This is a genomic window from Methylobacterium sp. E-012 (assembly GCF_057836545.1).
Map to the genome: position 1 here is coordinate 1,005,887 of NZ_JBYQEY010000001.1, position 22,201 is coordinate 1,028,087.

At 63.6% G+C, this 22,201-nt stretch carries 27 protein-coding genes and 1 pseudogene; 11 read left to right on the forward strand and 17 right to left on the reverse strand.

Annotation, left to right across the window (positions count from 1 at the left end; genetic code table 11):
- The first annotated feature begins 200 nt into the window (after nucleotides 1-200).
- Both AC3IF1_RS04680 and AC3IF1_RS04685 read left to right on the forward strand, forming a co-directional pair.
- Nucleotides 201-452, forward strand: coding sequence for a hypothetical protein (locus AC3IF1_RS04680; protein WP_489216174.1), 252 nt, complete (start codon nucleotides 201-203; stop codon nucleotides 450-452).
- Between the two features lie 91 nt (nucleotides 453-543).
- Nucleotides 544-1,712, forward strand: a protein-coding gene (locus AC3IF1_RS04685; protein ID WP_489220288.1) for an IS3 family transposase whose coding sequence is annotated in 2 segments (ribosomal slippage) — nucleotides 544-808 and nucleotides 808-1,712 — 1,170 coding nt in all. Because the reading frame shifts where the segments join, the coding sequence is not laid out codon by codon here.
- On the opposite strand, the gene AC3IF1_RS04690 is transcribed toward AC3IF1_RS04685, so the two are convergent.
- From AC3IF1_RS04690 to AC3IF1_RS04705, 4 genes are all read right to left on the reverse strand, one after another.
- Nucleotides 1,690-2,043, reverse strand: coding sequence for a hypothetical protein (locus AC3IF1_RS04690; protein WP_489216175.1), 354 nt, complete (start codon nucleotides 2,041-2,043; stop codon nucleotides 1,690-1,692). The two genes, AC3IF1_RS04685 and AC3IF1_RS04690, sit on opposite strands and share 23 nt — an antisense overlap.
- Nucleotides 2,044-2,119: 76 nt before the next feature.
- Entirely contained in the window at nucleotides 2,120-2,377 is a 258-nt protein-coding gene (locus AC3IF1_RS04695) for a hypothetical protein (RefSeq protein ID WP_489216176.1), read from the reverse strand.
- Nucleotides 2,378-2,393: 16 nt separating this feature from the next.
- Nucleotides 2,394-2,672 (reverse strand): PilZ domain-containing protein, encoded by a 279-nt coding sequence (locus AC3IF1_RS04700; protein ID WP_489216177.1) that lies wholly within the window; start codon nucleotides 2,670-2,672, stop codon nucleotides 2,394-2,396.
- 269 nt (nucleotides 2,673-2,941) lie between these two features.
- Complete coding sequence (locus tag AC3IF1_RS04705; protein WP_489216178.1) at nucleotides 2,942-3,229, reverse strand: hypothetical protein; 288 nt, start codon at nucleotides 3,227-3,229, stop codon at nucleotides 2,942-2,944.
- Between the two features lie 101 nt (nucleotides 3,230-3,330).
- Between AC3IF1_RS04705 and AC3IF1_RS04710 the strand changes: the two genes are divergently transcribed.
- Nucleotides 3,331-3,825, forward strand: coding sequence for a Ros/MucR family transcriptional regulator (locus AC3IF1_RS04710; RefSeq protein ID WP_489216179.1), 495 nt, complete (start codon nucleotides 3,331-3,333; stop codon nucleotides 3,823-3,825).
- A gap of 7 nt (nucleotides 3,826-3,832) precedes the next feature.
- On the opposite strand, the gene AC3IF1_RS04715 is transcribed toward AC3IF1_RS04710, so the two are convergent.
- The 3 genes from AC3IF1_RS04715 to AC3IF1_RS04725 are packed head-to-tail and all read right to left on the reverse strand — an operon-like array spanning nucleotide 3,833 to nucleotide 6,784.
- Complete coding sequence (locus tag AC3IF1_RS04715) at nucleotides 3,833-5,551, reverse strand: TadE/TadG family type IV pilus assembly protein (protein ID WP_243966566.1); 1,719 nt, start codon at nucleotides 5,549-5,551, stop codon at nucleotides 3,833-3,835.
- Nucleotides 5,535-6,119, reverse strand: coding sequence for a TadE/TadG family type IV pilus assembly protein (locus AC3IF1_RS04720; RefSeq protein WP_489216180.1), 585 nt, complete (start codon nucleotides 6,117-6,119; stop codon nucleotides 5,535-5,537). The genes AC3IF1_RS04715 and AC3IF1_RS04720 overlap by 17 nt, the downstream gene beginning before the upstream one ends.
- A gap of 56 nt (nucleotides 6,120-6,175) precedes the next feature.
- Complete coding sequence (locus AC3IF1_RS04725) at nucleotides 6,176-6,784, reverse strand: TadE/TadG family type IV pilus assembly protein (protein WP_489216181.1); 609 nt, start codon at nucleotides 6,782-6,784, stop codon at nucleotides 6,176-6,178.
- Between the two features lie 279 nt (nucleotides 6,785-7,063).
- Between AC3IF1_RS04725 and AC3IF1_RS04730 the strand changes: the two genes are divergently transcribed.
- A complete protein-coding gene (locus tag AC3IF1_RS04730) occupies nucleotides 7,064-7,237 on the forward strand; it encodes a ribosome modulation factor (protein ID WP_489220318.1) in 174 nt (57 codons plus the stop codon).
- A 15-nt stretch (nucleotides 7,238-7,252) separates the two neighbouring features.
- Here AC3IF1_RS04730 and AC3IF1_RS04735 read toward each other — a convergent pair whose 3' ends face one another.
- Together AC3IF1_RS04735 and AC3IF1_RS04740 are read right to left on the reverse strand one after the other, a co-directional pair.
- The gene (locus AC3IF1_RS04735) at nucleotides 7,253-8,053 is read right to left on the reverse strand and encodes a tyrosine-type recombinase/integrase (protein ID WP_489216182.1); all 801 of its coding nucleotides are present in this window, start codon (nucleotides 8,051-8,053) and stop codon (nucleotides 7,253-7,255) included.
- Nucleotides 8,054-8,177: 124 nt separating this feature from the next.
- Nucleotides 8,178-8,531: a hypothetical protein gene (locus AC3IF1_RS04740; RefSeq protein ID WP_243966573.1), complete on the reverse strand. Its 354-nt coding sequence runs from the start codon at nucleotides 8,529-8,531 to the stop codon at nucleotides 8,178-8,180.
- A 434-nt stretch (nucleotides 8,532-8,965) separates the two neighbouring features.
- On the opposite strand from AC3IF1_RS04740, the gene AC3IF1_RS04745 reads away from it, so the two are divergent.
- Nucleotides 8,966-10,276 carry an NHL repeat-containing protein gene (locus AC3IF1_RS04745; RefSeq protein WP_489216183.1) on the forward strand — a complete coding sequence of 437 codons (1,311 nt, stop codon included), beginning with the start codon at nucleotides 8,966-8,968 and terminating at the stop codon, nucleotides 10,274-10,276.
- A 688-nt stretch (nucleotides 10,277-10,964) separates the two neighbouring features.
- Here AC3IF1_RS04745 and AC3IF1_RS04750 read toward each other — a convergent pair.
- Entirely contained in the window at nucleotides 10,965-11,420 is a 456-nt protein-coding gene (locus tag AC3IF1_RS04750) for a hypothetical protein (RefSeq protein ID WP_489216184.1), read from the reverse strand.
- Nucleotides 11,421-11,629: 209 nt separating this feature from the next.
- Here AC3IF1_RS04750 and AC3IF1_RS04755 point away from each other — a divergent pair, with 209 nt between their 5' ends.
- Complete coding sequence (locus AC3IF1_RS04755; protein ID WP_489216185.1) at nucleotides 11,630-11,866, forward strand: hypothetical protein; 237 nt, start codon at nucleotides 11,630-11,632, stop codon at nucleotides 11,864-11,866.
- Here the strand turns inward: AC3IF1_RS04755 and AC3IF1_RS04760 are convergent.
- The gene (locus AC3IF1_RS04760; RefSeq protein ID WP_489216186.1) at nucleotides 11,845-12,270 is read right to left on the reverse strand and encodes a BrnA antitoxin family protein; all 426 of its coding nucleotides are present in this window, start codon (nucleotides 12,268-12,270) and stop codon (nucleotides 11,845-11,847) included. The genes AC3IF1_RS04755 and AC3IF1_RS04760 overlap by 22 nt on opposite strands.
- A gap of 100 nt (nucleotides 12,271-12,370) precedes the next feature.
- A complete protein-coding gene (locus AC3IF1_RS04765) occupies nucleotides 12,371-12,787 on the reverse strand; it encodes a GlcG/HbpS family heme-binding protein (RefSeq protein WP_489216187.1) in 417 nt (138 codons plus the stop codon).
- 1,111 nt (nucleotides 12,788-13,898) lie between these two features.
- On the opposite strand from AC3IF1_RS04765, the gene AC3IF1_RS04770 reads away from it, so the two are divergent.
- Nucleotides 13,899-14,297 carry a hypothetical protein gene (locus AC3IF1_RS04770; protein ID WP_489216188.1) on the forward strand — a complete coding sequence of 133 codons (399 nt, stop codon included), beginning with the start codon at nucleotides 13,899-13,901 and terminating at the stop codon, nucleotides 14,295-14,297.
- A gap of 227 nt (nucleotides 14,298-14,524) precedes the next feature.
- On the forward strand, nucleotides 14,525-14,752 hold the full coding sequence (locus AC3IF1_RS04775; protein WP_489216189.1) for a DUF6894 family protein: 228 nt from the start codon (nucleotides 14,525-14,527) through the stop codon (nucleotides 14,750-14,752).
- 5 nt (nucleotides 14,753-14,757) lie between these two features.
- Here AC3IF1_RS04775 and AC3IF1_RS04780 read toward each other — a convergent pair whose 3' ends face one another.
- The 3 genes from AC3IF1_RS04780 to AC3IF1_RS04790 all read right to left on the reverse strand — a co-directional run bounded on the left by AC3IF1_RS04780 (nucleotide 14,758) and on the right by AC3IF1_RS04790 (nucleotide 17,426).
- Nucleotides 14,758-14,934: a hypothetical protein gene (locus AC3IF1_RS04780; RefSeq protein ID WP_489216190.1), complete on the reverse strand. Its 177-nt coding sequence runs from the start codon at nucleotides 14,932-14,934 to the stop codon at nucleotides 14,758-14,760.
- Between the two features lie 585 nt (nucleotides 14,935-15,519).
- Complete coding sequence (locus AC3IF1_RS04785) at nucleotides 15,520-15,729, reverse strand: hypothetical protein (protein WP_489216191.1); 210 nt, start codon at nucleotides 15,727-15,729, stop codon at nucleotides 15,520-15,522.
- Between the two features lie 857 nt (nucleotides 15,730-16,586).
- A complete protein-coding gene (locus tag AC3IF1_RS04790; RefSeq protein ID WP_489216192.1) occupies nucleotides 16,587-17,426 on the reverse strand; it encodes an outer membrane protein in 840 nt (279 codons plus the stop codon).
- A gap of 296 nt (nucleotides 17,427-17,722) precedes the next feature.
- Here AC3IF1_RS04790 and AC3IF1_RS04795 point away from each other — a divergent pair, with 296 nt between their 5' ends.
- Complete coding sequence (locus AC3IF1_RS04795; protein ID WP_489216193.1) at nucleotides 17,723-18,148, forward strand: hypothetical protein; 426 nt, start codon at nucleotides 17,723-17,725, stop codon at nucleotides 18,146-18,148.
- A 387-nt stretch (nucleotides 18,149-18,535) separates the two neighbouring features.
- Here AC3IF1_RS04795 and AC3IF1_RS04800 read toward each other — a convergent pair whose 3' ends face one another.
- Both AC3IF1_RS04800 and AC3IF1_RS04805 read right to left on the reverse strand, forming a co-directional pair.
- Nucleotides 18,536-18,760, reverse strand: coding sequence for a hypothetical protein (locus tag AC3IF1_RS04800; protein ID WP_243964582.1), 225 nt, complete (start codon nucleotides 18,758-18,760; stop codon nucleotides 18,536-18,538).
- A gap of 379 nt (nucleotides 18,761-19,139) precedes the next feature.
- Nucleotides 19,140-19,658, reverse strand: coding sequence for a PAS domain-containing protein (locus AC3IF1_RS04805; RefSeq protein ID WP_243971891.1), 519 nt, complete (start codon nucleotides 19,656-19,658; stop codon nucleotides 19,140-19,142).
- 483 nt (nucleotides 19,659-20,141) lie between these two features.
- Between AC3IF1_RS04805 and AC3IF1_RS04810 the strand changes: the two are divergent.
- Nucleotides 20,142-20,483 (forward strand): annotated as a pseudogene (locus tag AC3IF1_RS04810) (HU family DNA-binding protein).
- A gap of 182 nt (nucleotides 20,484-20,665) precedes the next feature.
- A complete protein-coding gene (locus AC3IF1_RS04815; protein WP_243971897.1) occupies nucleotides 20,666-22,198 on the forward strand; it encodes an ISL3 family transposase in 1,533 nt (510 codons plus the stop codon).
- Nucleotides 22,199-22,201 lie beyond the last annotated feature (3 nt).

Genomic DNA, 22,201 nt, shown 5'->3' on the forward strand with positions numbered 1-22,201 from the left:
GACGGCATCGTGAATTCCACCCTCGCGTCCGTATTCATGGTTCGCCACCGGAACGGTCCCGCGCGCCGGCCCTTTGCCCAAGACAATGGAAGTCGATCCCGAATGATATTTCGCGATCCTTCCGGACCCATCGGCAATAAACCGGAGACGACATGTCCAGGACGATCTCAGCTGATTTCAAATCCCGCCGGGATGCGGAGATGGCCGTCGAGCACATCGTGCAGGATCACGGCCTTGATCGGAATGCGGTGCAGGTCGGTCCTGCCTTGGACGAGAACACGGCCGGGACCGAGGCGGCGCGGGCTGATGTCGAAGACGGGCACCTGAAGGCCGGGACCGAGGGCGAACCCGCCCTCGCCGGCAAGGTCAGGGTCTCCGTCGCGGTCGACGACGCTATCGCCGAGAAGGTGCTGTCCTCCTTCGCGACCTTCCACGGTGACATCCGCGGCTGAACCGGCACCCGACGGTCACCCGCGGGTGGCCTGCCCCCTGAAAAGTGGTCCTCCCTGAGGTATGGCTTCGCGCCATGTGGAGGATGTTATGATGCGTCGGAAGAAGCATACGGCTGAAGAGATCGTCGCGAAGCTGCGTCAGGTCGATGTTTTGGTCTCGCAGGGCCGCAAGGTCTCCGAAGCAATCCGATCCATCGAGGTGACGGAGGTCACGTACTATCGTTGGCGATCCGAGTACGGCGGCCTGAAGGGTGATCAGGTCAAGCGGCTGAAGTCCTTGGAGACGGAGAACCTGCGCCTGCGTCGGGCGATCTCGGACCTGACGCTGGAGAAGCTCATCCTGAAGGAGGCAGCTTCGGGAAACTTCTGAGCCCGGCTCGCCGCCGGGCTTGCGTCGACTACGTCGTGGCCGAGCATGGCGTGTCGGAACGGTTCGCTTGCCGCGTTCTTGGTCAGCACCGCTCGACACAGCGCAAGCGCGCCGTGGTGGTCGAGGACGAGGCGGCATTGACCGCCGCCATCGTCGCACTGGCTCTCCAGTACGGGCGCTACGGCTACCGTCGGATCACGGCGATGCTCCGCCGCGATGGCTGGACGGTGAACGTGAAGCGGGTCGAACGGATCTGGCGGCTGGAGGGGCTCAAGGTTCCAGCGCGACAGCCGAAGCGAGCCCGCCTCTGGCTCAACGATGGCTCCTGCCTCCGTTTGCGGCCGGAGCGGCCCGGCCACGTCTGGTCTTACGACTTCGTCGAGCACCGCACGCACAATGGGCGCAAGTATCGGATGCTGAACGTGGTCGATGAGTTCACCCGTGAGTGCCTGGCCATCCGTGTGTCCCGTAAGCTGAAGGCGTACGACGTGATCGATGTCCTCTCGGATCTGTTCAGCCTGCGCGGCGTGCCCGAGCATATCCGTTCGGACAATGGCCCGGAGTTCATCGCCAAAGCCGTCCAAGACTGGATCACAGCGGTCGGCTCGAAGACGGCTTACATCGAGCCGGGCAGTCCTTGGGAAAACGGGTACTGCGAGAGCTTCAACGCGAAGCTACGGGATGAACTCCTCAACGGCGAGGTGTTCTACACCCTCAAGGAAGCCAGCGTCGTGATCGAGCGATGGCGGAGGTACTACAACAGCATCCGACCCCACTCGTCACTCGGCTACTGCCCGCCTGCGCCGGAGGTCGTCATCCGGCCACCGGAACCGGGCGGCTCAGTACCGTCCGCTCGCCCCGCCATCGTCACGCGACCGACGATGCACTAACTTCAAACCTGGGCCACCGGATGGGGGCAGGCCATTCCGACCTCGCCGCACGGTTCTGTCGGGAGAGATCGTAGAGCGCATTGCCGACTAACCCGGCCACACGGCGTAGGCTGGCTCCTTCGCAGGTCGCGGCGATCTGCACCCCGAGTTTGCGGGTGTGACTGCGCCCGTAGAGATAGATCGCGAGCCGGGCTCGTGTCGCCTCGGGGATGCCGCAGAGTTGATCGGACAATGCCTCGGGCCCTGCGCGGTAGAGCTGGCTGAGCGTATCGATCGGCACCGGGCAGTCACCGGCCAGATCCTCGGCGCTGACGGGATAGGCACTGTTCACGGCGGCAACTGCAGGCTGACCGTGAGCAGGGTGCTGGTCTTATGGTTAATGAAATCTTTCTGTACGGAAGGTCCGCTCAACCGCCCCGCATCATCACCGACCCATCATCGGGATCGACCGCCTCGACGTGCGGGCCGCCGATCCCGATTGCGCCGACCACAGTCTTGAGTTCGCGATTGCACGCTGCTGCGAGGGCGTCGTCCGAGACAGTAGGCATAACGAGCAGAAGGCTGCGCACCAAGACGGACACGACGGTTACGCTCATGGTTGGATGGAAAGGCGCTCCATCCCGGTCGGGCTCGAAGGCAGTGACGAGCTTGTCGGCGATCAGCATGTCGAATCGCCCCAGTTCAGCCCGGGATCACGTCCGGCACGATCCGCGGGATCAGGAAGGTAACGCCCATAGTCGTATTGCGACGCCACACGACCTTGACTGGCAGTGCGGTGCTGGCCCTGCCGATCGAGAGATCGAACGTGTGCGGCACTTTCATGCCTGCGGCGAACAGGATGCATGCGCCGTTAGAGCTGTGGTTGAGCACCAGGCAGGGGGATTGAACGGGGGTGCCCGCGAACGACGCGCGTCCCTCCAACGTTGACGTTACACGAAGCTTGGCGCGGCGCTCTAACATCACGATGTACTACTGAAATGAGGTCATCACGATGGCACGTGATCCTTAAATATTTATAGCTGATGATAATAATCGCAGGGTTAGCCAATTGAACTTGGACCAATGGTGCAAGGCGCGCTACCGTGGCCGCCTTCTATAGAGCGCCCCCTCAGCACTCATTGATCCCACGTCGACTCGCTCACGTGCTACATCGCATCCGTCGCTCCGGCTCGGATGCCGAACGGCGCAGTGCCGAACCACGTCGTCACGGGATCCGGCCCGTCACCTCATTATGAACGCATCGTCACCGAGCCGTCGTTGGCGTCGATTGCCTCGACGCGAGGGCAAGTGAGGCCCATCACGCCGACAGTGTTGTCGAGGGCGTGGTTGCACGCGGCAGTCAGAGTGTTGCTGCACAGAGTTGGCATTACGGACAGGATTTCGCGCAACAAGCGAGCTACGACGGTCTCTCGGGACAAATCGTCAAAGTCCGCGCCATCGCACGCGTACACGAACGCCGAGGCTACGTTCTCGGCGATGATATGCGCAGCGCTTTCAAGGCCTAAAACCTGCATCATCGCGGTATCGATAGCAGCAAAAATACAAATTCGCTCCTGAATATGATTGCATTTTGACGCACGTCCACAGAATATGCGCCTTCAACAAAGGCAAGTGCATCGTGGACAAGAACCTAAGAACCATCGTAGCTGCTGCCAACGATTATTTGGAACTCACGGCTGACCTGGTCTCGGCCTATGTGTCCAGAAATTCGGTACGACCGGCCGATATGGCGGAGCTGATCGCCAGTACGCACGCTGCGCTCACGGGGCTTGGCAATACTGGCGCACTTGCTGCTCTGGCCACTGAGAAGCTCACAGCCGGCCAGACCCGCAAGTCGATCACGCCGGACGCGCTGATCAGGTTCATCGACGGCAGGCCGTACAAGATGTTGAAGCGCCACCTCACCGGCAACGGTCTGAGGATCGAGGAATACCGTGAGCACTATGGCCTGCCTAGGGACTACCCCTCCACAGCAGCAAGCTACTCGGCGCTTGCCAAAAGCCTCGGTCTCGGTCAGCAGCGTAAGAAGGTGGCCGAGCCCACCGAGACCGTGTCTAACAAGGCGAAGCGTGCCGGCCGGCCGCGCAAGGCCAAGGACCCGGCAAACAGCTGATGCCGCGCTACTGCGTGAGCCGCAGGGCGCCGATGCTTGCTTGTATCTGCTGGAAGGCTGAAATAAGATCATCGGACGTATTAGCAATAAAAAATTGATTTGCTGATGATGCGCAATTTTTTAATAAATTTTGTCCTGCTGTATCGATTGGATCAGAAGGAATGCTAAATCCGATCGTGTAAATTGAGATATTAGTCGCTTTCGCATTGGTGCACGCTTGTGCGGTCAGTGCGTCAAGCGCGTTCCTAGAACTCGTCGTGTCGTTAATGTTTTGGTTCGTCGAGGGCAGACGCGGGTTCGGTGTTGTACCATTAGCGTTCTGAAAGTAGCCAGCAGCAAAATACATCGAAACGTTTGGGGAGTATGGGTTTGTTGCCCAGCTATTTGTTCCATCTGTCATTAATATTATGATCTTATTGATAGTTGTTGCGCTCGAGCTATTGGAACTCGAAGAGTAAGCGCTTCCATCAGCAAAAACGCTAATTGGCGAGAGCGTTCGCCAGCCCCACATAAAGCCCTCGTGGATGTTGGTCGAGCCCAACGGCGCCATGTTGTTGATCAGGGTCTTCAGCGTAATCGTATTATTCGTCAGTCGCTGCAACGGCTGCGTGGTGCACCCGAAATTAGGGCCATTCGGGACGCCAGTGGAGGTGTTCGAGCTTGTTGGAGCTGGGTTGGCGGGGCTAACATACTTACACGCTCGGCCTTCGGCGGCGTTAAAAGATGTTCCAGACGGCATTATCGGGCAACTGCCAGACTTGCTGCTGTTGTCGTCATCAATGTAGCTATTGAAGCTATAGTATGTATTGCCATTGACGTTGAAACCCGCATATGTATTGCTGGAGTCGCCAGGTTCGTCAGGAGCCAGCAACGGTATGTAGTAGGAGTCTTTGTTGCCGCTGGCCGGTGCTCCATCTTGTACGTTCAAAGGATATGGCAGCGTTTCCAGGCACCCCGCCCAACCCCAGCCGGAGTAAGCTGCTTTCAGCTTTGTGAAGATATCGAACCGGCTCGTGAAGCTCGAGCTGCTCGGAGAGAGTATGTTGGTCCAGTGCAAACTGGATTGTCCGTTTTGATCGATCCAGGAAGCATATCTGTACGTTGATGGATCAACGGCCACCGCAGCAGCGAACGGCACGATCGAGATCCTAGTTGCGCTCGAGAAGGCGCTGTTGGTGTAGACATAGCTGACGAAGTTCGTCGCAGCAGTTTGAACCGCCTGCAGCTTCGTCTGCCCACCGCTCGACTCGGCCATTGATCCCGTATTGTCGAGCACGAGGGCAATCTCGAATGTTTTGGGTAGTGGCGTGGCGCATTGTGATTTGGCGCCCGGATTGATGACCGTCGTCTTCGTGAGCTTTCCGAAAAAGACCGACGATTGCTTGTGCGCCGTCAGAGTGATCTGGCGCGGGTTGCTGGTGATCACCAGAGGATCGACCACGAGGTTCGGCGCCCCCATTGCTCCGATCATCGCCGTCTGGGCTAAGGCGTTTAGATCCGACGTCGAGGTCGTGAGCGGCGTCTGGCAAAGGAGGAGTGCAGTGCCGTCCGTCGCGGCTTGTAGCTTCGTCTCGACCCGGGTTGCGAAGCCGTAATCGATCGCCGCCCCACCGAACATAAGCATCGGCACGCTGAGGAACGCGAACAAGATAGCGACATTGCCGCCGCGATCCCGGGCGATCCCGTTCCAAGCCCCTTGCCGCAGTTCATCAGGGTGTCGAGCCATTGCACGCCATCGCGTTGGAGGCCGGCACTACGACCTCGGTGTAGGTGTTCGTTCCATAGGTCTTGCCGCCCCGCGCCGGCCACGGGACGCTGGTCGAGAAGGTAATCGTGCTGCTGACGCCCTTTGCGAGTTGGATCAGCGCTCCCCCAATCATCGGGGTGTAAGCGATGCTGACCTCAGCGAAGACATAACGCATGCCCGCGGTCTGGTAGCCCGGTGGCACAGTCAGGCCAGTGGCTGTCCCTGTGCTGCGGGGGCTGGCATTGGCGTTGGCGACGCTAGAACAAACGGTCGGGATCAGGTTCGCACCATTTAGCCCAACGCCCATGGCGCTGACTACGATTTTTATAGTCGAGGAATTGAACGGGCGCATTACTGTGGTGGCAGAGGCGACGATGTCGTTCATCAGCGTCGCGCTGATCGGGTTTTGCGTGTCGCCTTGTCCGGTCAGATCAGCGACCGTGCGAGCGAGCAGGGTCAGCTTGCGCCATTCGTCGATTGCATGCGCTAGTTCCGTCATGCCCGCCCAGATGGCGAGCAGGACCGGCAATATCACGGCAAATTCCACGGCGGCGGTCGCACGGCGGTCGCGCCACATGCGCCCAGCCCGGCGAGCGAAGCACCTCAGCACGGGCTCGTCCCGACAATTTGGTACGGCTCGGTGCGGAACACCGCCGTCGAGGTGAGAAGGCTCGATCCGGCACCCGTGCCGCTGCTGAACTTTCGCGTGTTCAACCCCATCAGGTTGAAGAAGGTCGGGAACTGCACGGCGGCGGTGACGATGACGATCGTGCCCGGTTTGGCGCAGGCATAGTTGGTCCCGAAACTCGTGTTCCACGTCCCCGTCGTGGCGTTGATCGGCGTCGACGCGGTGGCGCCCGCGAAAGTGCTCGACGTCGCGACGTCGATCTTGACCGCTTGGCAATTGAAAACGTTGACGATGGAAGCGGTCGCCGGCCCGCACATCGTCGTCTTCAGGGCCGCCAGCAGGGTTGCGGCATCGGTCTGGCCAGCATTGGCGATCTGGAATTGTCCGGTGAAGATTGTGCGGACCGCATTTTGCAGTGCACGATCAAAATTCTGTGTCGCCCAGATTTGAAACGCGACCTGGAAAACTGAACCGCACAGCGCCAGAAACGGCATCGCCACGAAAGCGAACTCAACCGCCGCTGCTCCGCGCTTGTCACGGAGAAAAGGCAGGCGCTCAAGACGACGGAGATGCTTGAGTGGCATCGAGAAACCAGCTGTGTACCAGCGAAGTAATATTCTGCGCTGTCACGCAAATCATAACGGCAGCAATAGTTTACATTTGGTTAAAAAACCTATCTAACACCACATCCTGACGAAATTTAACGTTCAAGTTTCTAAACGGTTGCTGGGAGAGCGGGTAATTGTGTTCCATTCATATGAGGATCTTACAGGATCCCGCTCCCTGAGCGCCCCTTGAATGCGTTCGTCCGCCGGATGTAGCGTGCTTGTGGCCGAGCCAAAATCCAGGAGGTTTGCACCGTGATGCTCTCGTCCCGTTCACCCGCTACGATCAGCGACGAGGGGCGTCACGCGCGCGACCGCGGCGAGCCGATCACCGCCAATCCCTACCCTGATGGCTCTGAGGAGCACCGGATTTGGGAGCGCGGCTACAAGATGCCCGACGCTGAGGCTGGGGAAGCGAACCTTAAGGGCTGAGGTCAACGACGGTCCCTAAACCCCCAGGAACCGCGCCGAGCTCTCAGATGGCCGCGCGTGCAGATACCGGCCCGTCGTTGCCACCGAGGCGTGGCCGAGCGTGGCTTGCACAAGGTGGATCGGTGCCCCACGATCCAGGCTGTGCGAGGCATGGGCGTGCCGCAGCCAGTGAGCCGAGACCTCGCCAGGGAGCCCTGCCCTAGCAGCCGCGGCCTTCATCACCCGGTGGACCGCGCTCGGATCGAGCGCCCCACCCTTCCGCGACAGGAACACCGGCGCGTCGGCCGATACAGATGCCAACTCGTCATCTGCAACCTGCAAGTCGCCAACTCTGCGACTTGCCTTCTCCCGTAGCGCCGTACGCATTTTCCACGTCGCTGCCGACAACAGCACGACCCGGGTCTTGCCGCCCTTGCCGAACACCGTCGCTTGTCCGGCCTCATCGCGGGCCGTGAGATCGCGCCAGCGCAGGCCGCAAACCTCGGAGATGCGCAGCCCGCCGCCGTAGAGCACGGTCAGCAGGACGCGGTTTTGTAGGGCAGCCTCCTGCCGGATCATCAGCAGGGCGTCAGCCTCGGCCATGATGCGCTCGGCCAGGGTGTTCTTGATCGGCGGCACCTTCACGGGCGCGCCGATGTTGAAGCGCAGGAACCCGACCTCCTGCGCGAACGTGAACAGCGACTTCAGGGCCGCGGCCGTCAGCGCCACCTTCGCCAATGAGCCCGGCCGGCCCGCGATGTATTCCTGTAGGTCGCCCATCCGCACCGAGCCGAGCGGCTTGCCGACGTGCGCCAGGAACCGGGCCGCCTCCCGCACATAATTCCGGCGGGTGTGTGGACTGGCGGACCGGACGAGCCACAGCCGGATCATCTGCGCGTCGTCGTCCGCCTGCTGGGTGGCCGGGCCTCGACGGGCTCGACAAGCGGGACGAGGGCGGTGCTCATGAGGCAAGTGTTCCGAGGAGCTGCAGGACGAAGCCAATCAGGATCAGTCCAAAACCGGCTCGTGTACCGCGTAGGAGGGCCAGCGCCTTCCGTTCGAGTCGTGTCTCCTCCAGCATGTGCGTCGAATTCGAGACGATCGACATGTCGTACATTCGGCGGTGCATATCGCGCCAGATCTGAGCATCGCCGCTTGTATCGGCGACATCCTCCAGCCTCCCGCGCAGACCCTGGACGAGCAGGACCACGACGCCGAGCACGTCGAGTGAAAGTCCCGCAACCGACAGCGCCTTGGCCAGCGTGATCGGGTCGCCGAGCACCGTGAACAGGACCGGGTTGAGCAAGTTCGGCACAAGGTTCGCCTCAACGCAAGATAAAGATACTTACCTAGCGTTCGTGGGGATGCCGGATCGTAGGGAATTTCGAAAGCTTGTAGCTACGTCGGTCCGTGGTTGGTCATGACCTCAGATCGGCTGGCCGCCAGACGCAGCCTCGCCGTCTATTGCACTACCAGCCGCGGTGCGATCGGAGGGTGGGCGAGGCCGGGCAAGCCGTGATGCTATGGCCGCCCGGCCGGTGCGGCGGACGCCTTTAGGCGGGGGCGATGTCCCGTGGATGGGGGCTACGTCCGTGGCCACATGCGTCGTGGGTCAGCTTGCTGACGGACCGGGGCATTCCGACGTCGAACGATCCGATAGGAACGGTACATGCAAGCGGGTGTTGGCCTGCTGACACAGAACGGAAGCGCGGCCGGCGCAGGCTGCTTCGCCCCCCGGGAACAGATACCATGCTGCGGCAGATCACTTGCCTCGGCGCGATGCTCGCCTGCTTCGCGCTGCCCACCACGGGCCAAGCCTCCGAGCGACAGACCTCACAGCCTAAAAAGATCGAGGTGGGCTGGGCAGGAACCCTCGACGGCACGTGGCACTGGCGGCTGCCGGACACGCCAAACGGTCTGCGCCCTACCCAGAGCTGGCACGCAACCGGCTCCGCGCCTGACGGTAGCATCTACGTCGGCGGCATGGATCACAAGACGAACGCAGCCCTGTATCGCATCGACGCACAGGCGGGCACGCTGCGGTACGTCGGTGATGCGCGCTCCGCGTCAGAGATCGCGCAAAACTGGCTGCCCGGGGAGACGGCCCAGAAATTCCACACCCGGCCACTCTGGCATAACGGCAAGATCTACGTCGCGACCATGGATCGCTCGGACCTCGACGCGGGCTACCTCGATCGACGCGGCTTTCACTGGTACGCCTACGATCCCGCCCACGACAGCTTCATGGACCTAAGCGCGTCCGAGCCTAGCGGGAGTGCCGTGCCCCATGGCAATCTCATCACCCTCGCCTCTGACTTAGCCCGCAACGTCATCTACGGCGCGGGCGTGCCGACCGGTGCGATCTATCGTTACGACGTCGCCAGCGGACGCACCCAGGACCTCGGTCGCCCGGCCTCATACAAGCAGCCCTACGTCTACACAGGGCGGGTGATGTGGGTCGACACCCACGGCCGCCTCTATTTCACCGCCAGCAACTGGGATGAACCAACAGCGCACGACCACGTGCACTACTACGACCCAGAGACCGGCTTCGGTGAGGAGAAGGACTGGCTGCTGAAGGACGGCCTAGCCCTGGAGACAGGGCAGTGCATGGACGGCGGTAAGCGGTGCGTGTTCGGAGACGACCGCGGTCACGTCTACCGGTTCGATCAGGACGCGCATACGTGGGCATACCTGGGCCAAGTAGAAACAGGTAAGACGGCGGGCTGGGGCGGTGTCGAGTTCTGGCTTTTTGCGCCGAGCTCTGACGGAAAGAGTGCCTATGTCGGCACCAGCACATCCCCACGGCCGAGTGAAGATACGACGCTGTACCAATTCGAGTTCGCGAGCGGTCGGACGCGGCGCCTATGTACGATGGCCGAGCTCGACCCGGCTTTAGAGCATTTGCACGTCCACACCGGTTTCAATGCTTGGGACGCGGCCGGCCGATTCTACTTCACAAGCTTCGACGGAAGTCCTGAGCACGGGGTTGTCGTCACCCGCATTGATCCCGCGCGCCTTGAGGCGGCATTGGTCCATAGCGCGCGCGTAGTGAGATAGACGCAATCGGCTCGGCCCCGCCGCCCGATCTGATCACAGGCTGGCAGGGGAGGTCGTCGATCTCACCAGCGTTTGGAGCATCCTTTACGCGTGAGGAGCGTTCCAGCCGCGGATCCACTCCAATAGATCCTTCTGCCACTGGCGCCCCCTTCCGCATCGTGGTGCAGAACCATGGGCGGGAGGCGGTGAAGACGGAAGGGGGCTGGTCGCTGGTGATCCGTCAAAACACGCGGTGCTGAGTCGCGGGCCCCTGGAAGCAGTGAACTGCCGCCTCGTTTCAGGACTTTCCAACAGGCCGACGCGATACTCCTGCGCTGAGGCAAGGAGAAACTCCATGCGAATGTTTGTTCTCGCCGCGCTTGCTGGTTTTGGCCTCGGCGGTCTGGCCCTTCCCGCCTCAGCCGTGCCGGCTGGCCCCGTAGCCGGCGTCTCTTCGCCTTCCGATATGCTCACCAATGTTCGGATGAGACGTCACCGCATGCGCCGACGCTCGATGATGCGGACACAGCGGAAGTACCCCGGTGCCAGCTTCGTCCGGAACACCACTCGCGGTGCGCCCGCCGGCAGCGGCGGCGGCAACGGGACGACTGGCAGCTACGCCGCGCCCAGCGGGAAGTAGTCTTAGTCTCGCAGATCGTTTTTTCAGCCCGCCCGGTTCACCGGCGCGGGCTTTTCTTGGTCGGTACCACTAGCAGCCGGACCGACAGGACGCGGATCGGACCAGGATGTCTCTGTCGCCAATCGTCGTCACGCTGATGATCTGCTCGCCGCGCTTGCAGAGCATCGAGCAGGCCGCGGATCCGAACGGCGCGCAGGTCTCAGCCTCTGAGTAGGCCTCGCAGGTATTCTCGCGGCCGTCACACACCCTGCTTGATGCCGCTTCGGGAACCGGCCGCCAACCGATCTCCAAAAGCGTCGCGCGAGCATCGACGTAGAGGGTATTGGGCTTGAACTTCTGAAGCAGTTCAACCCTACGCCCCACCGGCAGCGACGACGAAGGCGAGGGCGGCAATGACGTAGCGCGTCCCGGCGAGACGATCTTGGTGAGCGTGGCTGTCGAGGGCGGTCCCGCTACGATAATGTTCGACGCCTCTTCCTGAACCGCACCTTGGTCTGGGCTAGTGAGCGTGGCATGATAGGTCATGGATAGAGCACCTCCTGCCGTCGTCCGGGTCCTGCCCGATCCTTCGAAGCCCGGACGCTTCAAATGGCATCTCTTCGACACCGACGACATGCCGCTGAACCCGGTCATCATGTCGGATGGCACCTACGCGAGTGAGGACGAGGCACGCGCGGCTGGAGAAGAAGCTCTCAATCAACACTTGGGTTAGTCGAGGCAGCACGGATCGCACCATGCCCGTCTTTATAGCCCAGCAGAAGACGTTGCCCCCGCCGGACGACACGGTATCTGATACGCACCTCATGATCGTGCTGGCGGACGATGAGACCGATGCTCGTGAGGCCTTCGGGAAGGTCGTCGGGCCAAGCCTGCAGATGAGCGTCGAGGAGCTGCCGCCGGATCAAGTCGATGCCATCCGGAGCCAGCTACAGCCGAAGGTGGTGCAGCCCTACAAGCCCACTCGTCCCTGAGCGTCGGAAGGAGCACAAGCATGATCGATCCGAAGCACCCCGAGACCGATCCCGCCGAGACACCACCGGGAGAGCGCGCCTATCAGGACCTTCCGGTGAGAGGGACGGTAGAGGGTCCACGCTCGTCGGGAGGCACCGAACCGGGCGACATGGGCGCACCTGAGGGCGATCAGGAAGTCCCGCCTCATGAGCATCCTCGTGATGATGGAAAGGGCTATCGCTGTGCCTAAGAAGGCTGCCAGCACATCCGGCGGCACCCGCAGCGAGACCGGGACGGCCTTGACCTTGGACTTCGGGCGACCGCCGAGACTCTTGAACGCCGCGGCCATCTCGGCGGGCAGGCCCTCGCCGTTCGGACGTAGATCGGCGATCTCCGCATCCGTCAGCTCGGGATTGTCGGACACCTCGTCCCAATCCTCCTGGCTGTAGTCGGGGTTCGGCGCGTAGCCGGACGCGGCCGGGTCATCGACGACACGTCACTTGACCGGCCGAACACACCATCGCTCAGCCAGCGACGGGCAGCCGTCGGAGCGCTGCGCACACGGCGTGACACACGGCTAGATCGTCCTTAGGTTCGCCACCCGACGAGCCGACGCCGCCCACGATCTCCTCGCCGACCAGCAACGGCAACCCACCCGTCAGAGGCAGGCGTCTTGGGAAGGCGAGAAGCGCTGCGTTCGTCTGGATCGCCGCCTGAAGGTCCTCGGTCGATGTGCGCGTGATTGCGGCGGTCCGAGCCTTCAACCAAGCCGCCTCCGGCGTGTGCAGTCGCGCGCCGTCGAGGCGTTCGAGAGCGAGCAGCACGCCTGCCTCGTCGACGATCGCAAACGCTACCGGAAGGCCGCGCCGTTCGGCCTCAGCGCGTCCCGCAGCCATGAGGATGCGCACGTCGGATGCGTCGAGGCAGGTACGCTGATGCATTAGCCACCGTCGGATTATGGTCGTGTGAAGCGTCGAACCAAGCCCCCCGGGGCGCCGGCTCCTCCTGCGGATCGTAGGTCTGGCCCTGCTGCGCGGGCATAGGCGCCGAATGGCGAGCGGCGGGGCGTTACGGCAGCGGCTGCGTAGATGGGGGTTCGTTCGCATCGATCCGGTGGCGGTCTCCGTCCTATCTACGCGGTTGCCATGCGTATCCCGTGATACCACCTGCGGCCTCTGCGAGGTAGTCCATGACAGCGTCAACGAGGTTCCTGTTCGCCGTCGCCGTCGCCTTCGTAACCGGGGTGGCCAGCACGAGCGCGTACATGTCCCGCGGCGACGCTCACAGGGATGTCGCGGAGGCACCACACGTGGCCGTGCCCACCCTCTCCGAGCGCCTGCGGGCTGAAGCCCACGGGCAGCCGCTGCCCTGGTCGGATCCAGTCAAGCTTACCGCCGTGGCGCCCGCACCCCCGAAGCTTCAGTTTACCCCTGGTCCCGCCGAGGTGCCCGGAGAGGGCGCCAAGTCCGTCGCGGATGGGAAGAGGAGTCCCGTCCTGCAAGCCATGCCCGTGCCTGCCCGTCCGACCGACGAGGGCATGGAACGTCACCGGATTAGGCTTGCTGACAGGGGCCAGCACGCCCGCCCAGTGCTGGATGTGGACGGACCTCGGCTCGCGTCCTTGGAGGCGCCTCGGCGCGCCCTCGACGAGGATGGTAGACATGCTCGGTTTCGTGTCGCCGAGGCAGCCGGTCCTAAGCCGAAGCCTCAGCCCGCCCCATCCCGAAATCTGCCATCGCTCCATGCCGTCGACGAGGCCCGGTTGGCTGCTCGGCGGCCTGAGCCCCGCCGCGCGCGCTTGCCTGTCCCGAGCCCCTACAAGACGGTGCGGCTGGCAGGTCGCGACGACCTCAATGTGGACGCCCCCTCGCCACGCCGAAGTGTCGTCGCTTCGGACGGTCTGATGCGCTGGCTCTCCGGACCCGGCGGCCAGTTCTGAGCGTTCCTCGCACCCGCAGAGGAGTCCCATCCATGCCAAGGCCATTCCTTCTGCTGCTCTGTGCTTGCCTCGCCCTAGGCTCAACTCAGGCCCTGGCGCAGTCGGCGGCGGAGATGCAGCGGCGCACGGCCACCATCGCAGAGCGCTACCTCGCGATCTGGTCATCGAATGACGGCGACGCGGTCGCGGGCGTGCCGTACATGTACGGGCCGACAGTGCAGTTCTACGGGCGTCCCTATACGCAGGGGCAGCTCATCAACGAGAAGCGGGCCGCCATCAGGCAGTGGCCGTTACGCCGCTACGCCATCCGGCCTGGGACCCTTCGCGTGACCTGCAACATGCCCCAGTCCAAATGCGCCGCGCGCTCGGTCATCGATTTTGTGGTGGCCAACCCAACTCGGGGTACGCGCAGAGCGGGCTCTGCGCGGTTCGATCTGGGCGTCAGCTACGCAGGCCGGCAGCCGCGCATCCTATACGAGGGTGGGAACCTGGGTCGTCACCGCGAGGGTTGAGCCAGGAATGACCTAATGGGTGGGCGATCCGGCGGCTGACCAGCGAGGGACCCGCTCGGGTCAGAGCTGGGGGCTAGGGTGTCCTCTGATAGCACCACCTAATCCGGCATTTCCTTTGACGATTATACCGTTCGCACAAACGATGCCGTAAGCCTTCGCTTTCAACGAACGATGCAAGATATCGCGAGTTAGCACCGTAGGGCCTACCAGGTCATGGATGCGTGAATGTGCGCTACTTCATCAACACGGCGAACCACGTTACGGCGATAGATGAGGAGGGCGTCGAGTTACCGAGCCCAAGCGCCCTTCGTGACTTACCCCGCAGAGCCTTGACCGAGATCATGCGGGACGAAGAGTGCCAAACCGGCGTGGACGAGTTCACCGCTCAGGCCTACGACGATGTTGGCCGGCTGGTGATGAGCGCACGGGCCAGTTTCTCCATCACAGACCAGTAGGTCCGCTACTTCGCGGCCTTCGGCTTTGTGACCCGCTTCAGCGCTGCATCGAAATCGGCTTCGTCCTCACTGGCACCAGCCTCGCGAGCGGCTTCGATGAACCGGCGACGCTGTTCCGCGGGCGTCAGCTTCTGAGCCCCGAGCTTGCCGGGTGGCTTGGACTTCTCAGATGTAACGGCCATCCGCCATTCTGTGGGTTCAAGAACGGCTATGAAGCGGCTACGGCCGCCGCGGTTGTCTTCACCAAGGCGACATCTTCGGCTAAAAGTTCGAGCGTTCGTGCAATTCTTTTTGCGGCCGAAAGTAGTGCCGAGTCAAAGATCAGTGACAAGCGCCGTACATCTGGCCACACGAGGTCGGTTCTAGCGTGCATGTCTGTTACTGCCTGTCCTCGAGTCTCCCGGGCGTCAGCCTCTCGGCGCCGAGCTGGGGGGCTTTGATTTGAGGGGCGTGTCTGTCGGCATCGGTGCGGCCCTTGGATCAGCCTCAATGTAAGCCTTCACAGCGTCGGCAGCAAAAAGCCGCCGGAGATATCACCCCGACGGCCAGAGTCTACCAATAGACTTATTACGTCACCCGTTGACCGCATCACGCCCGCCTTCGGGCAACCTCCGCGTCAGCGCTACGCCATGTGTCAACGATATAATCGCCTTTCCTTTGGGACGGCTGTGTTGCTCGGTCCCAGCCTCAGCGACCCGCTGGAGCGTCTGGATACGATTGTGGCCTGCTTGCGGGTGCAGAGCTTCGACGGGGGGGGCGCCTTGCCCCTATTCAGCCAACTGCAAGGCTGCACGGACCAGCTTGGCCTCCTCCCGCCACGTGTCCCGCTCTGTTCTCATGGCTTCGACGAGGGCGTGCATGTTGCCGGCGTCGATCGCGGTCTCGACGAGCATGTCTTGAGCGGAGGCCAGTTGCTCGCGCATCTCGGCGTTCTCGGCCGCCAGCGCTAGAAGCAGGGCGGCCACGACATCGCTCATTCCTGCTCCCGCACACCCCGAGGTGGCGCGCATAGCTGGGCTCAAGCTTGGCCGCAATCATGCCGATCAGCGCGACTGGGCCGGCGAGGCCGCACCAAGGCCCGCCGTCTCAAGACGATCCCGGTGCTGCTCTTCCGGCGCGCGGCCGGAGCCGATCGCTGAGAGCATGGTGGGGCGGTATGGTTAACGGATCCTCTATCAAGCTCGGCATGCGCACACGCCAAACCAGCGGCCAGAGGCGCCGAGGCGGTAGCGGCATAGCCTGAGCCGTAAGCTAAGCATTTATACGACAACGGCGCAGCAACCTTGAGGTCACTGCGCCGCTGGTCGGGCCGCCTGAGGGGGCAATGACGGCCACGACGAAACGGATACGCCCAGCCCCGCCTTCGCGGGGTGCGCCTGAGCACATCCAGTCGCATGTGGCTCGGTGGTGACACGCATCGACGACCATCTGTGGACGATGTCGGATGCCTCTGATTGGTCAAGGTTCAGAGGCGAGCGTGAGATGCCTTCTCCGATCCGGCATCGCCATGTTCGCCAGCTCCCACGCCTTCATCCACTATCATCGCGAGCGCTTGGCCGTGCTCTTGTCCTCGGCCCTGTTCTTGGCTGGCGCCCTGCCGCTGTTCTGGGCGATCGGCTGAACGTCTCAGCGCCTAATCTCAGAACGAAGAAACACCCCAGGAGCGGGTGCTCCCAGGGTGTCGCCGACCTCGCGGCCAGGGTGATCGAGCTGGGGGTGCGGAGGTCAGCCGGACGGCTGCTCTTCGGCGATGAGGGGCGGTGAGGAGGACCAACTACCCCTCGCCCGCCATCGCATCTTCCGGCACGGATGCCGGGAGCAGCGCGACCGGATCTCAGTACGAGCCGAACTTGTAGTTCAGGCCGGCGCGGACGACGGCGAACTCGTCGGAGCGGCGGCCGATGCCGCTGCTGTAGACGGCGGGGAAGTTGCTGGCGGCGTTGATGACGAACGCGCCCTGGTTGCGGGTGTTGCGGTCGAGGTTGACGTACAGGCCTTCGACCTTGAGCGTCACGGCCGAGGAGCGGAAGAAGTTCAGGAACGAGTCGGTGGGGAGCGCGTACTCGACACCGCCGCCGACCGCGTAGCCGGTGCGGAAGCTGTCGTTGCCGGCATAGCCGCCGAAGGAGCGGTCAGCGCTGCCCGAGCCGTAGGCGAAGCCGCCGGTGCCGTACACGAGGGTGCGGTCGAAGGCGTAGCCGAGGCGGCCGCGCACGGTGCCGAAGTAGTCGAGGCTCGACAGGCCGCGCGGGTCGGTGACGTAGTAGCCGGGGGCGAGGGCGCCGTTGATGAAGGCGTTGTTCCGGCTGCGGCCGAAGTCGAGGTACTGGGCGTCGGCCTCGATGCCGACGACCACGCCCGAGCCCGGGGTGAACTGGTAGTTGTAGCCGATCTGGGCGCCGCCGGAGAAGCCGTCCTGGCTGCGGTTGCCGAAGGTGGCGGTGGTGCCGGCGGCGGCGTAGGGGGCCGGGACGCCGAAGGTGGAGTTGTTGTTGCTGCGGCTGGAGGCGTCGAACGCGTAGCCGGCGTTGATACCGAAGTAGGCGCCCGTCCAGGTGAACACCGGCACGGGGGTGAACACCGGCGGCGGGGCGGCGCGGCGCGGAAGGTCGGCGGCCGAGGCGGCGGCCGTCAGGGCGGTGAACGCGGCCAGCGAGGTCAGGAGCTTGGTCATAACGTAAGGTCCAAATTTCGATCTGACGAGAAGGCTACCGGTCCGTCGATGAAATGGCTGTAGTTTTACGGACACACTGCCGGCTGATGACGTGGGACGGTATAGTAAACCATCCATGAACATGCGTTGCACGGTCGAAATACATTGCGATGTACACGACCAGGCGGCTTAACATCTCGGCGGTGGTTTGGTTGCAGCACCCCGTGACTTTGGCCCGGGGCTGTTGCCGAGATGCTACAGAAGCGATCCGCCGCCCTGCCACAGGATTGGCCCGCCATCGGGTATTCAGCCCCCTCATGCCGATCCGGCCCGAGCACCGCTTTTTCTATCCGATCGACTGGCGCGAGCTGTCGCTGGCGATCCGCTTTGGTCGGGCAAAGGGCTGCTGTGAGGGCTGCGGACGGCCGCATGGGCGGATGGTCTACCACCTCGGCGATGGGCGCTGGTGGGACACGGACGTCAGGCGGTGGCGTGACGGCTGGGGCAGGCGGATCCGTCTCGGGCTGGGTGCCGACATCCTCGGCCGCGCTCGCCGGACTTGGGTCGTTCTAGCTGCCGCGCACAGGGATCACGATACCTCGAACAATGCGGACGCCAACCTCGCGGCCTTCTGCCAGCGATGCCACATGATCCACGATCGGCCGGAACATCAGAGGCGACGCTGGCGCACGCTGTTCCGGCGGAAAGCGCTCGGTGACCTGTTCGGGGGCCCCTATGCTTGAGACGACAGCGACGTGATCGTGTGCATCATCGGCACCACGAGGCGGCACCACACCACCGGATGGGACCCTTATCGATGGCGCCTGTTGTCGTGGGATCAGCGGACGGCCGGTGCGCTATCGCTCGTTCAGTAGGCCTGTTGGCCTCCATCAGCATCACGGCCGAGAAGCAGCAGAGCGCCAGGGCGGCAATCCAGAGAACGCCTCTCAGGGTTCGGGTCGTTCGCTTGGACATATCGACGACGGTGACGGTCGTCGGTTAGCGAACCCTTGCACGCCCACGATGCGTCCGGCGGGCGCTTGGGACCAAACCTGCGCGCCGGCGATTGTCGAGGGCCGTGAGCCGGCGCCTGCGGTCTCCAGTCCCGCCGCCGCACCGGCCCTCACACGTCAGCCAGCGCCATGACCGCCCTTGGCGTTGTCGGGTTGGGGCGTAACCGGCCGGTTGTCGTAGCCGCCGCTCTCGGGACCCTCACCGGCATCAGGCTCGGGGCTGCCTGGCGAATTCGGGCCACTGCTGCCTACCGCCGGATCGAGCTTCTTCAGTTCACCGATCGGCCGGCCTGGGGGCACGGTCCCGAAGGCTTCGCGTGCCGCGTCTACATCCGAGCCCATGTTGGCCTCCGTTGAAATTGTGGGAGGCCAAGGCGCGGGGTCTGATCGAAGTTCCCGGGAGGACTTTTCGGCGGGAGCCTTAGTCCGACAGCACGGCGACGAGCGAGAACGATGTAGCGAGTACGAACGTGCCTACGACGAGGGATGAGATGAGCAACATGGGAGGATTTGGGGGCTGAATGGCTATGCTTCCTCAATGTCTGAGGGCCACCCCCACTTGCAACTTATGTGTGCATAGCCGCTCACCACTTGCGGGCCTTCCCGAACGTGGCTGCGATGCAGGGCCTGGCCCGGTATGGGCACTCACCTTCGTATCGGCCGCTCGGCCCCACCCCGATCTGCTCACGGGGCGGGGGAGCGTCGATATTACGGAACACGCTCAGTGGATCCTGGCGCTCCGCGGCCGTTTCGGAGCTGGCGGATCGTCCTGCAGCGAAGTCGCGAGCTGGCAACCGAGCTCATGCAGGAGGGCATCGATCAGCAGACGGAGGTGAACCGACTTGTCCGCCTCCAGGGTGCGGATCAGCTCACAGGCTTCGATCGCTCGATCAGCAATGCGCTCCAGAATAGCACCTGGCGCCTCGTAGGCTGTGAGGAAGCGTGCCGGTCCATCAATCTGTCCATCGATCCGACTGTCGGTCACGTCGATGACGATCCCGCGCCCACGCATCTGTCCGTCCGCGCCCCGCTTGTAATGCCCGCGCACTAAGATCCAGCGCACGATGCCGGGCGCGGGCATGATGCGGTGCTCCCATACGAACAGTCCGCCCTCCTCGCGCACGCTGCGACGAAGCTCTGGATCTTGGGCGACTTCGTCCGGGTGGAAGATCGAGAAGAGATCCGATCGCGAGATGCCCTCGGCGGTCTCCGCATCCGATAGCCCGTACATTCGACCCATGACCGCATCGCCGCGGATCCGGTCAGCGCCTACGTCCTCTTCCCATACCCCGATGCTGAGATCTGTCAGCGGCAGCGCAGCTGCTGCAAGAGCGTACCCTGGGGACCGACGCGGCATGAGTAACCTATGCCCTTCACAATTCGAGGAGACCGCATCATCGCAACTTTTCGTAGTACCGCAATCGGCGTACTCAACCTGGGGATCACGATGATGACAGGTCCAGGATGGGCGAGCGCGACAAAGGTGACGGCCGCGACATGCCTCTCCCTTCGGGGGAGCAGGCCGCTGCGACACGAGAGCGCGAGGGCAAGCTGCGGACATTAAAGCGCCTCGCCGACGTCCTTGGCAGGCCCGTCGAGGATTTCTTCAAGCCAGGCCCTGACTGCGATGCCGCCGGAAGCAGAGTGAACGAAGGGGAGCGAAGATAAAGGTTGCTGCCGGACCCCGCTTGCACCTTCGCTGAGATCCCGACACCTTTCCGACATGATCCGATCAGAGCTCGTCCTCCGCGTCGCGGAGCAGAACCAGCACCTCTAGGCCCGGGACGTCGAGCGGGCGGTCGATGCCATCCTTGACCGGATCGCCGACGCACTAGCGGACGGTACCCGCGTCGAGCTGCGCGGCTTCGGGGCGTTCACGACGCGGACGGTCAAAGATCGCATCGTCCGCAACCCACGATTCGGCGCTCGTGTGAAGGTGGCGGTCAAGGCGAACATCCACTTCAGCCCGAGCAAACTTATGCTGGATCGGCTTAACCACGTGAAGGTTGAGCAGGAAGGGGGAGGCCGGAACGGCTGCTACGCGCCACCTGATCACGTACAGTGATTGGAGGATCGCCCTCACCTTCCTAATAGGCCCGGGCTCGGGCACGTCCGGCAGCAGGTCGGCGATGGCTGTCAAACAGCTTTAAACATTGGTTCTTCCGTACTTTCGGTGCTGAGCGGTGGTTTGGACGTTGATTCGCATGTTGGCCCGAGGGCAGTGCGATGCCGATCTCGAACCCGTCGTTGCCGTCGGTCCCGGACGGCCTGCACGTCGATGATCTGACGCTGGACACGGCCGGGTTGCTGATCACCGCCCGAACCATGGCAGCCCAAGCCTGCTGTCGGGTCTGCTGGCGTGCGTCAGTGCGGGTGCACAGCAGGTATTGGCGGACGTTCGACGACCTGCCCTGGCAGGACCGGCCGGTGACGTGGCGGGTGCAGGTGCGCCGCTTCCGCTGCGGCCATTGCCCGGGGCGGATCTTCGCCGAACGCGTGCCGGGGCTGAGTGCGCGCAAGGCGCGCCGCAGCGACCGGTTGGCCGAGGCGCAGACCGACATCGGCATGGTGCTGGGTGGTGAAGCCGGCGCAAGGCTGTCGCGGCGGCTGGCCATGCCGGTCAGCGGCGACACCGTCCTGCGCCTGATCCGTCGTCGCGGGACCGTACCGTCTCCGCCGCCGCGGGTGATCGGCATCGACGATTGGGCGTGGCGGCGCGGCCGGTCCTACGGCACCATCGTGTGCGACTTGGAGCGGCGGCGCGTCATCGATCTGTTGCCCGGCCGCTCGTCGGCACCGGTGCGGGAGTGGCTCACCGCCCATCCGAGCGTGACCGTCGTCAGCCGTGACCGTTCGGGACCCTACGCCGAGGCCACGCGCACGGGAGCACCGACGGCGACGCAGGTCGCGGATCGCTGGCACCTGCTCGTCAACGCTTCCGAGGTCCTGCGCGGCATCGTCGAGCGGCACCAGTCCGAGATCCGAGACGTGGCGCACCGCGCCGTGCACGATTCCGCGGGCTCCCCTGATCTGGCGAAGACAGTGCCAACGAACGTGAGCAGCCGGCGACGCGACCGCTGCGAGGCGGCCCTGTGCCTCCACGGCGAAGGTCTGCCGACCAAGGAGATCGCTCGCCGTCTCGGCGCATCCCGCAACGCCGTGCGCCGCTGGGTGCGGGCGGGCCGGTTGATGCCCTACCGCCGCGCACCGGGTTCGAGCCTGCTCGATCGCCATCTCCCCTTCGTCGAGGCACGCTGGCGGGAGGGCCAGCACAGCGCCACCGTCCTCCACCGCGAGTTGCACGCGCAGGGCTTCATCGGCAGCTACGACATCGTCCGGCGCTGGGCCTCACGACGGAGGCAGGATGCGCCCGCGCGATCACCGTCCGCCCGGGTCCCCTCGACGCGCCGCATCACCCGTTGGCTCACCGCCGACCCGGCCGCACTGTCGCGGGAGGATCGCGCCTTCACCGAAGCGCTCTGCAGCGCCGCGCCGAAGCTGAAGCAAGCCGCCAAGGATATACGCGCCTTCGCCGACCTCCTGCGCCAGAACGATCCCACCGGACTGACGCCCTGGCTGGAAGCTGCAGCCGCGACCGATCTCGGCGGCTTCGTCACCGGGCTCCAGCAGGACGAGCCAGCCGTGCGCGCCGCTATCGTCGAGCCCTGGAGCAACTGCCACGTCGAGGGGCAGGTCAACCGCCTCAAGCTGATCAAGCGGAGCATGTACGGTCGCGCCGGTTTCGATCTCCTGCGCCAACGCGTCCTGCATGCTGCATGAGCC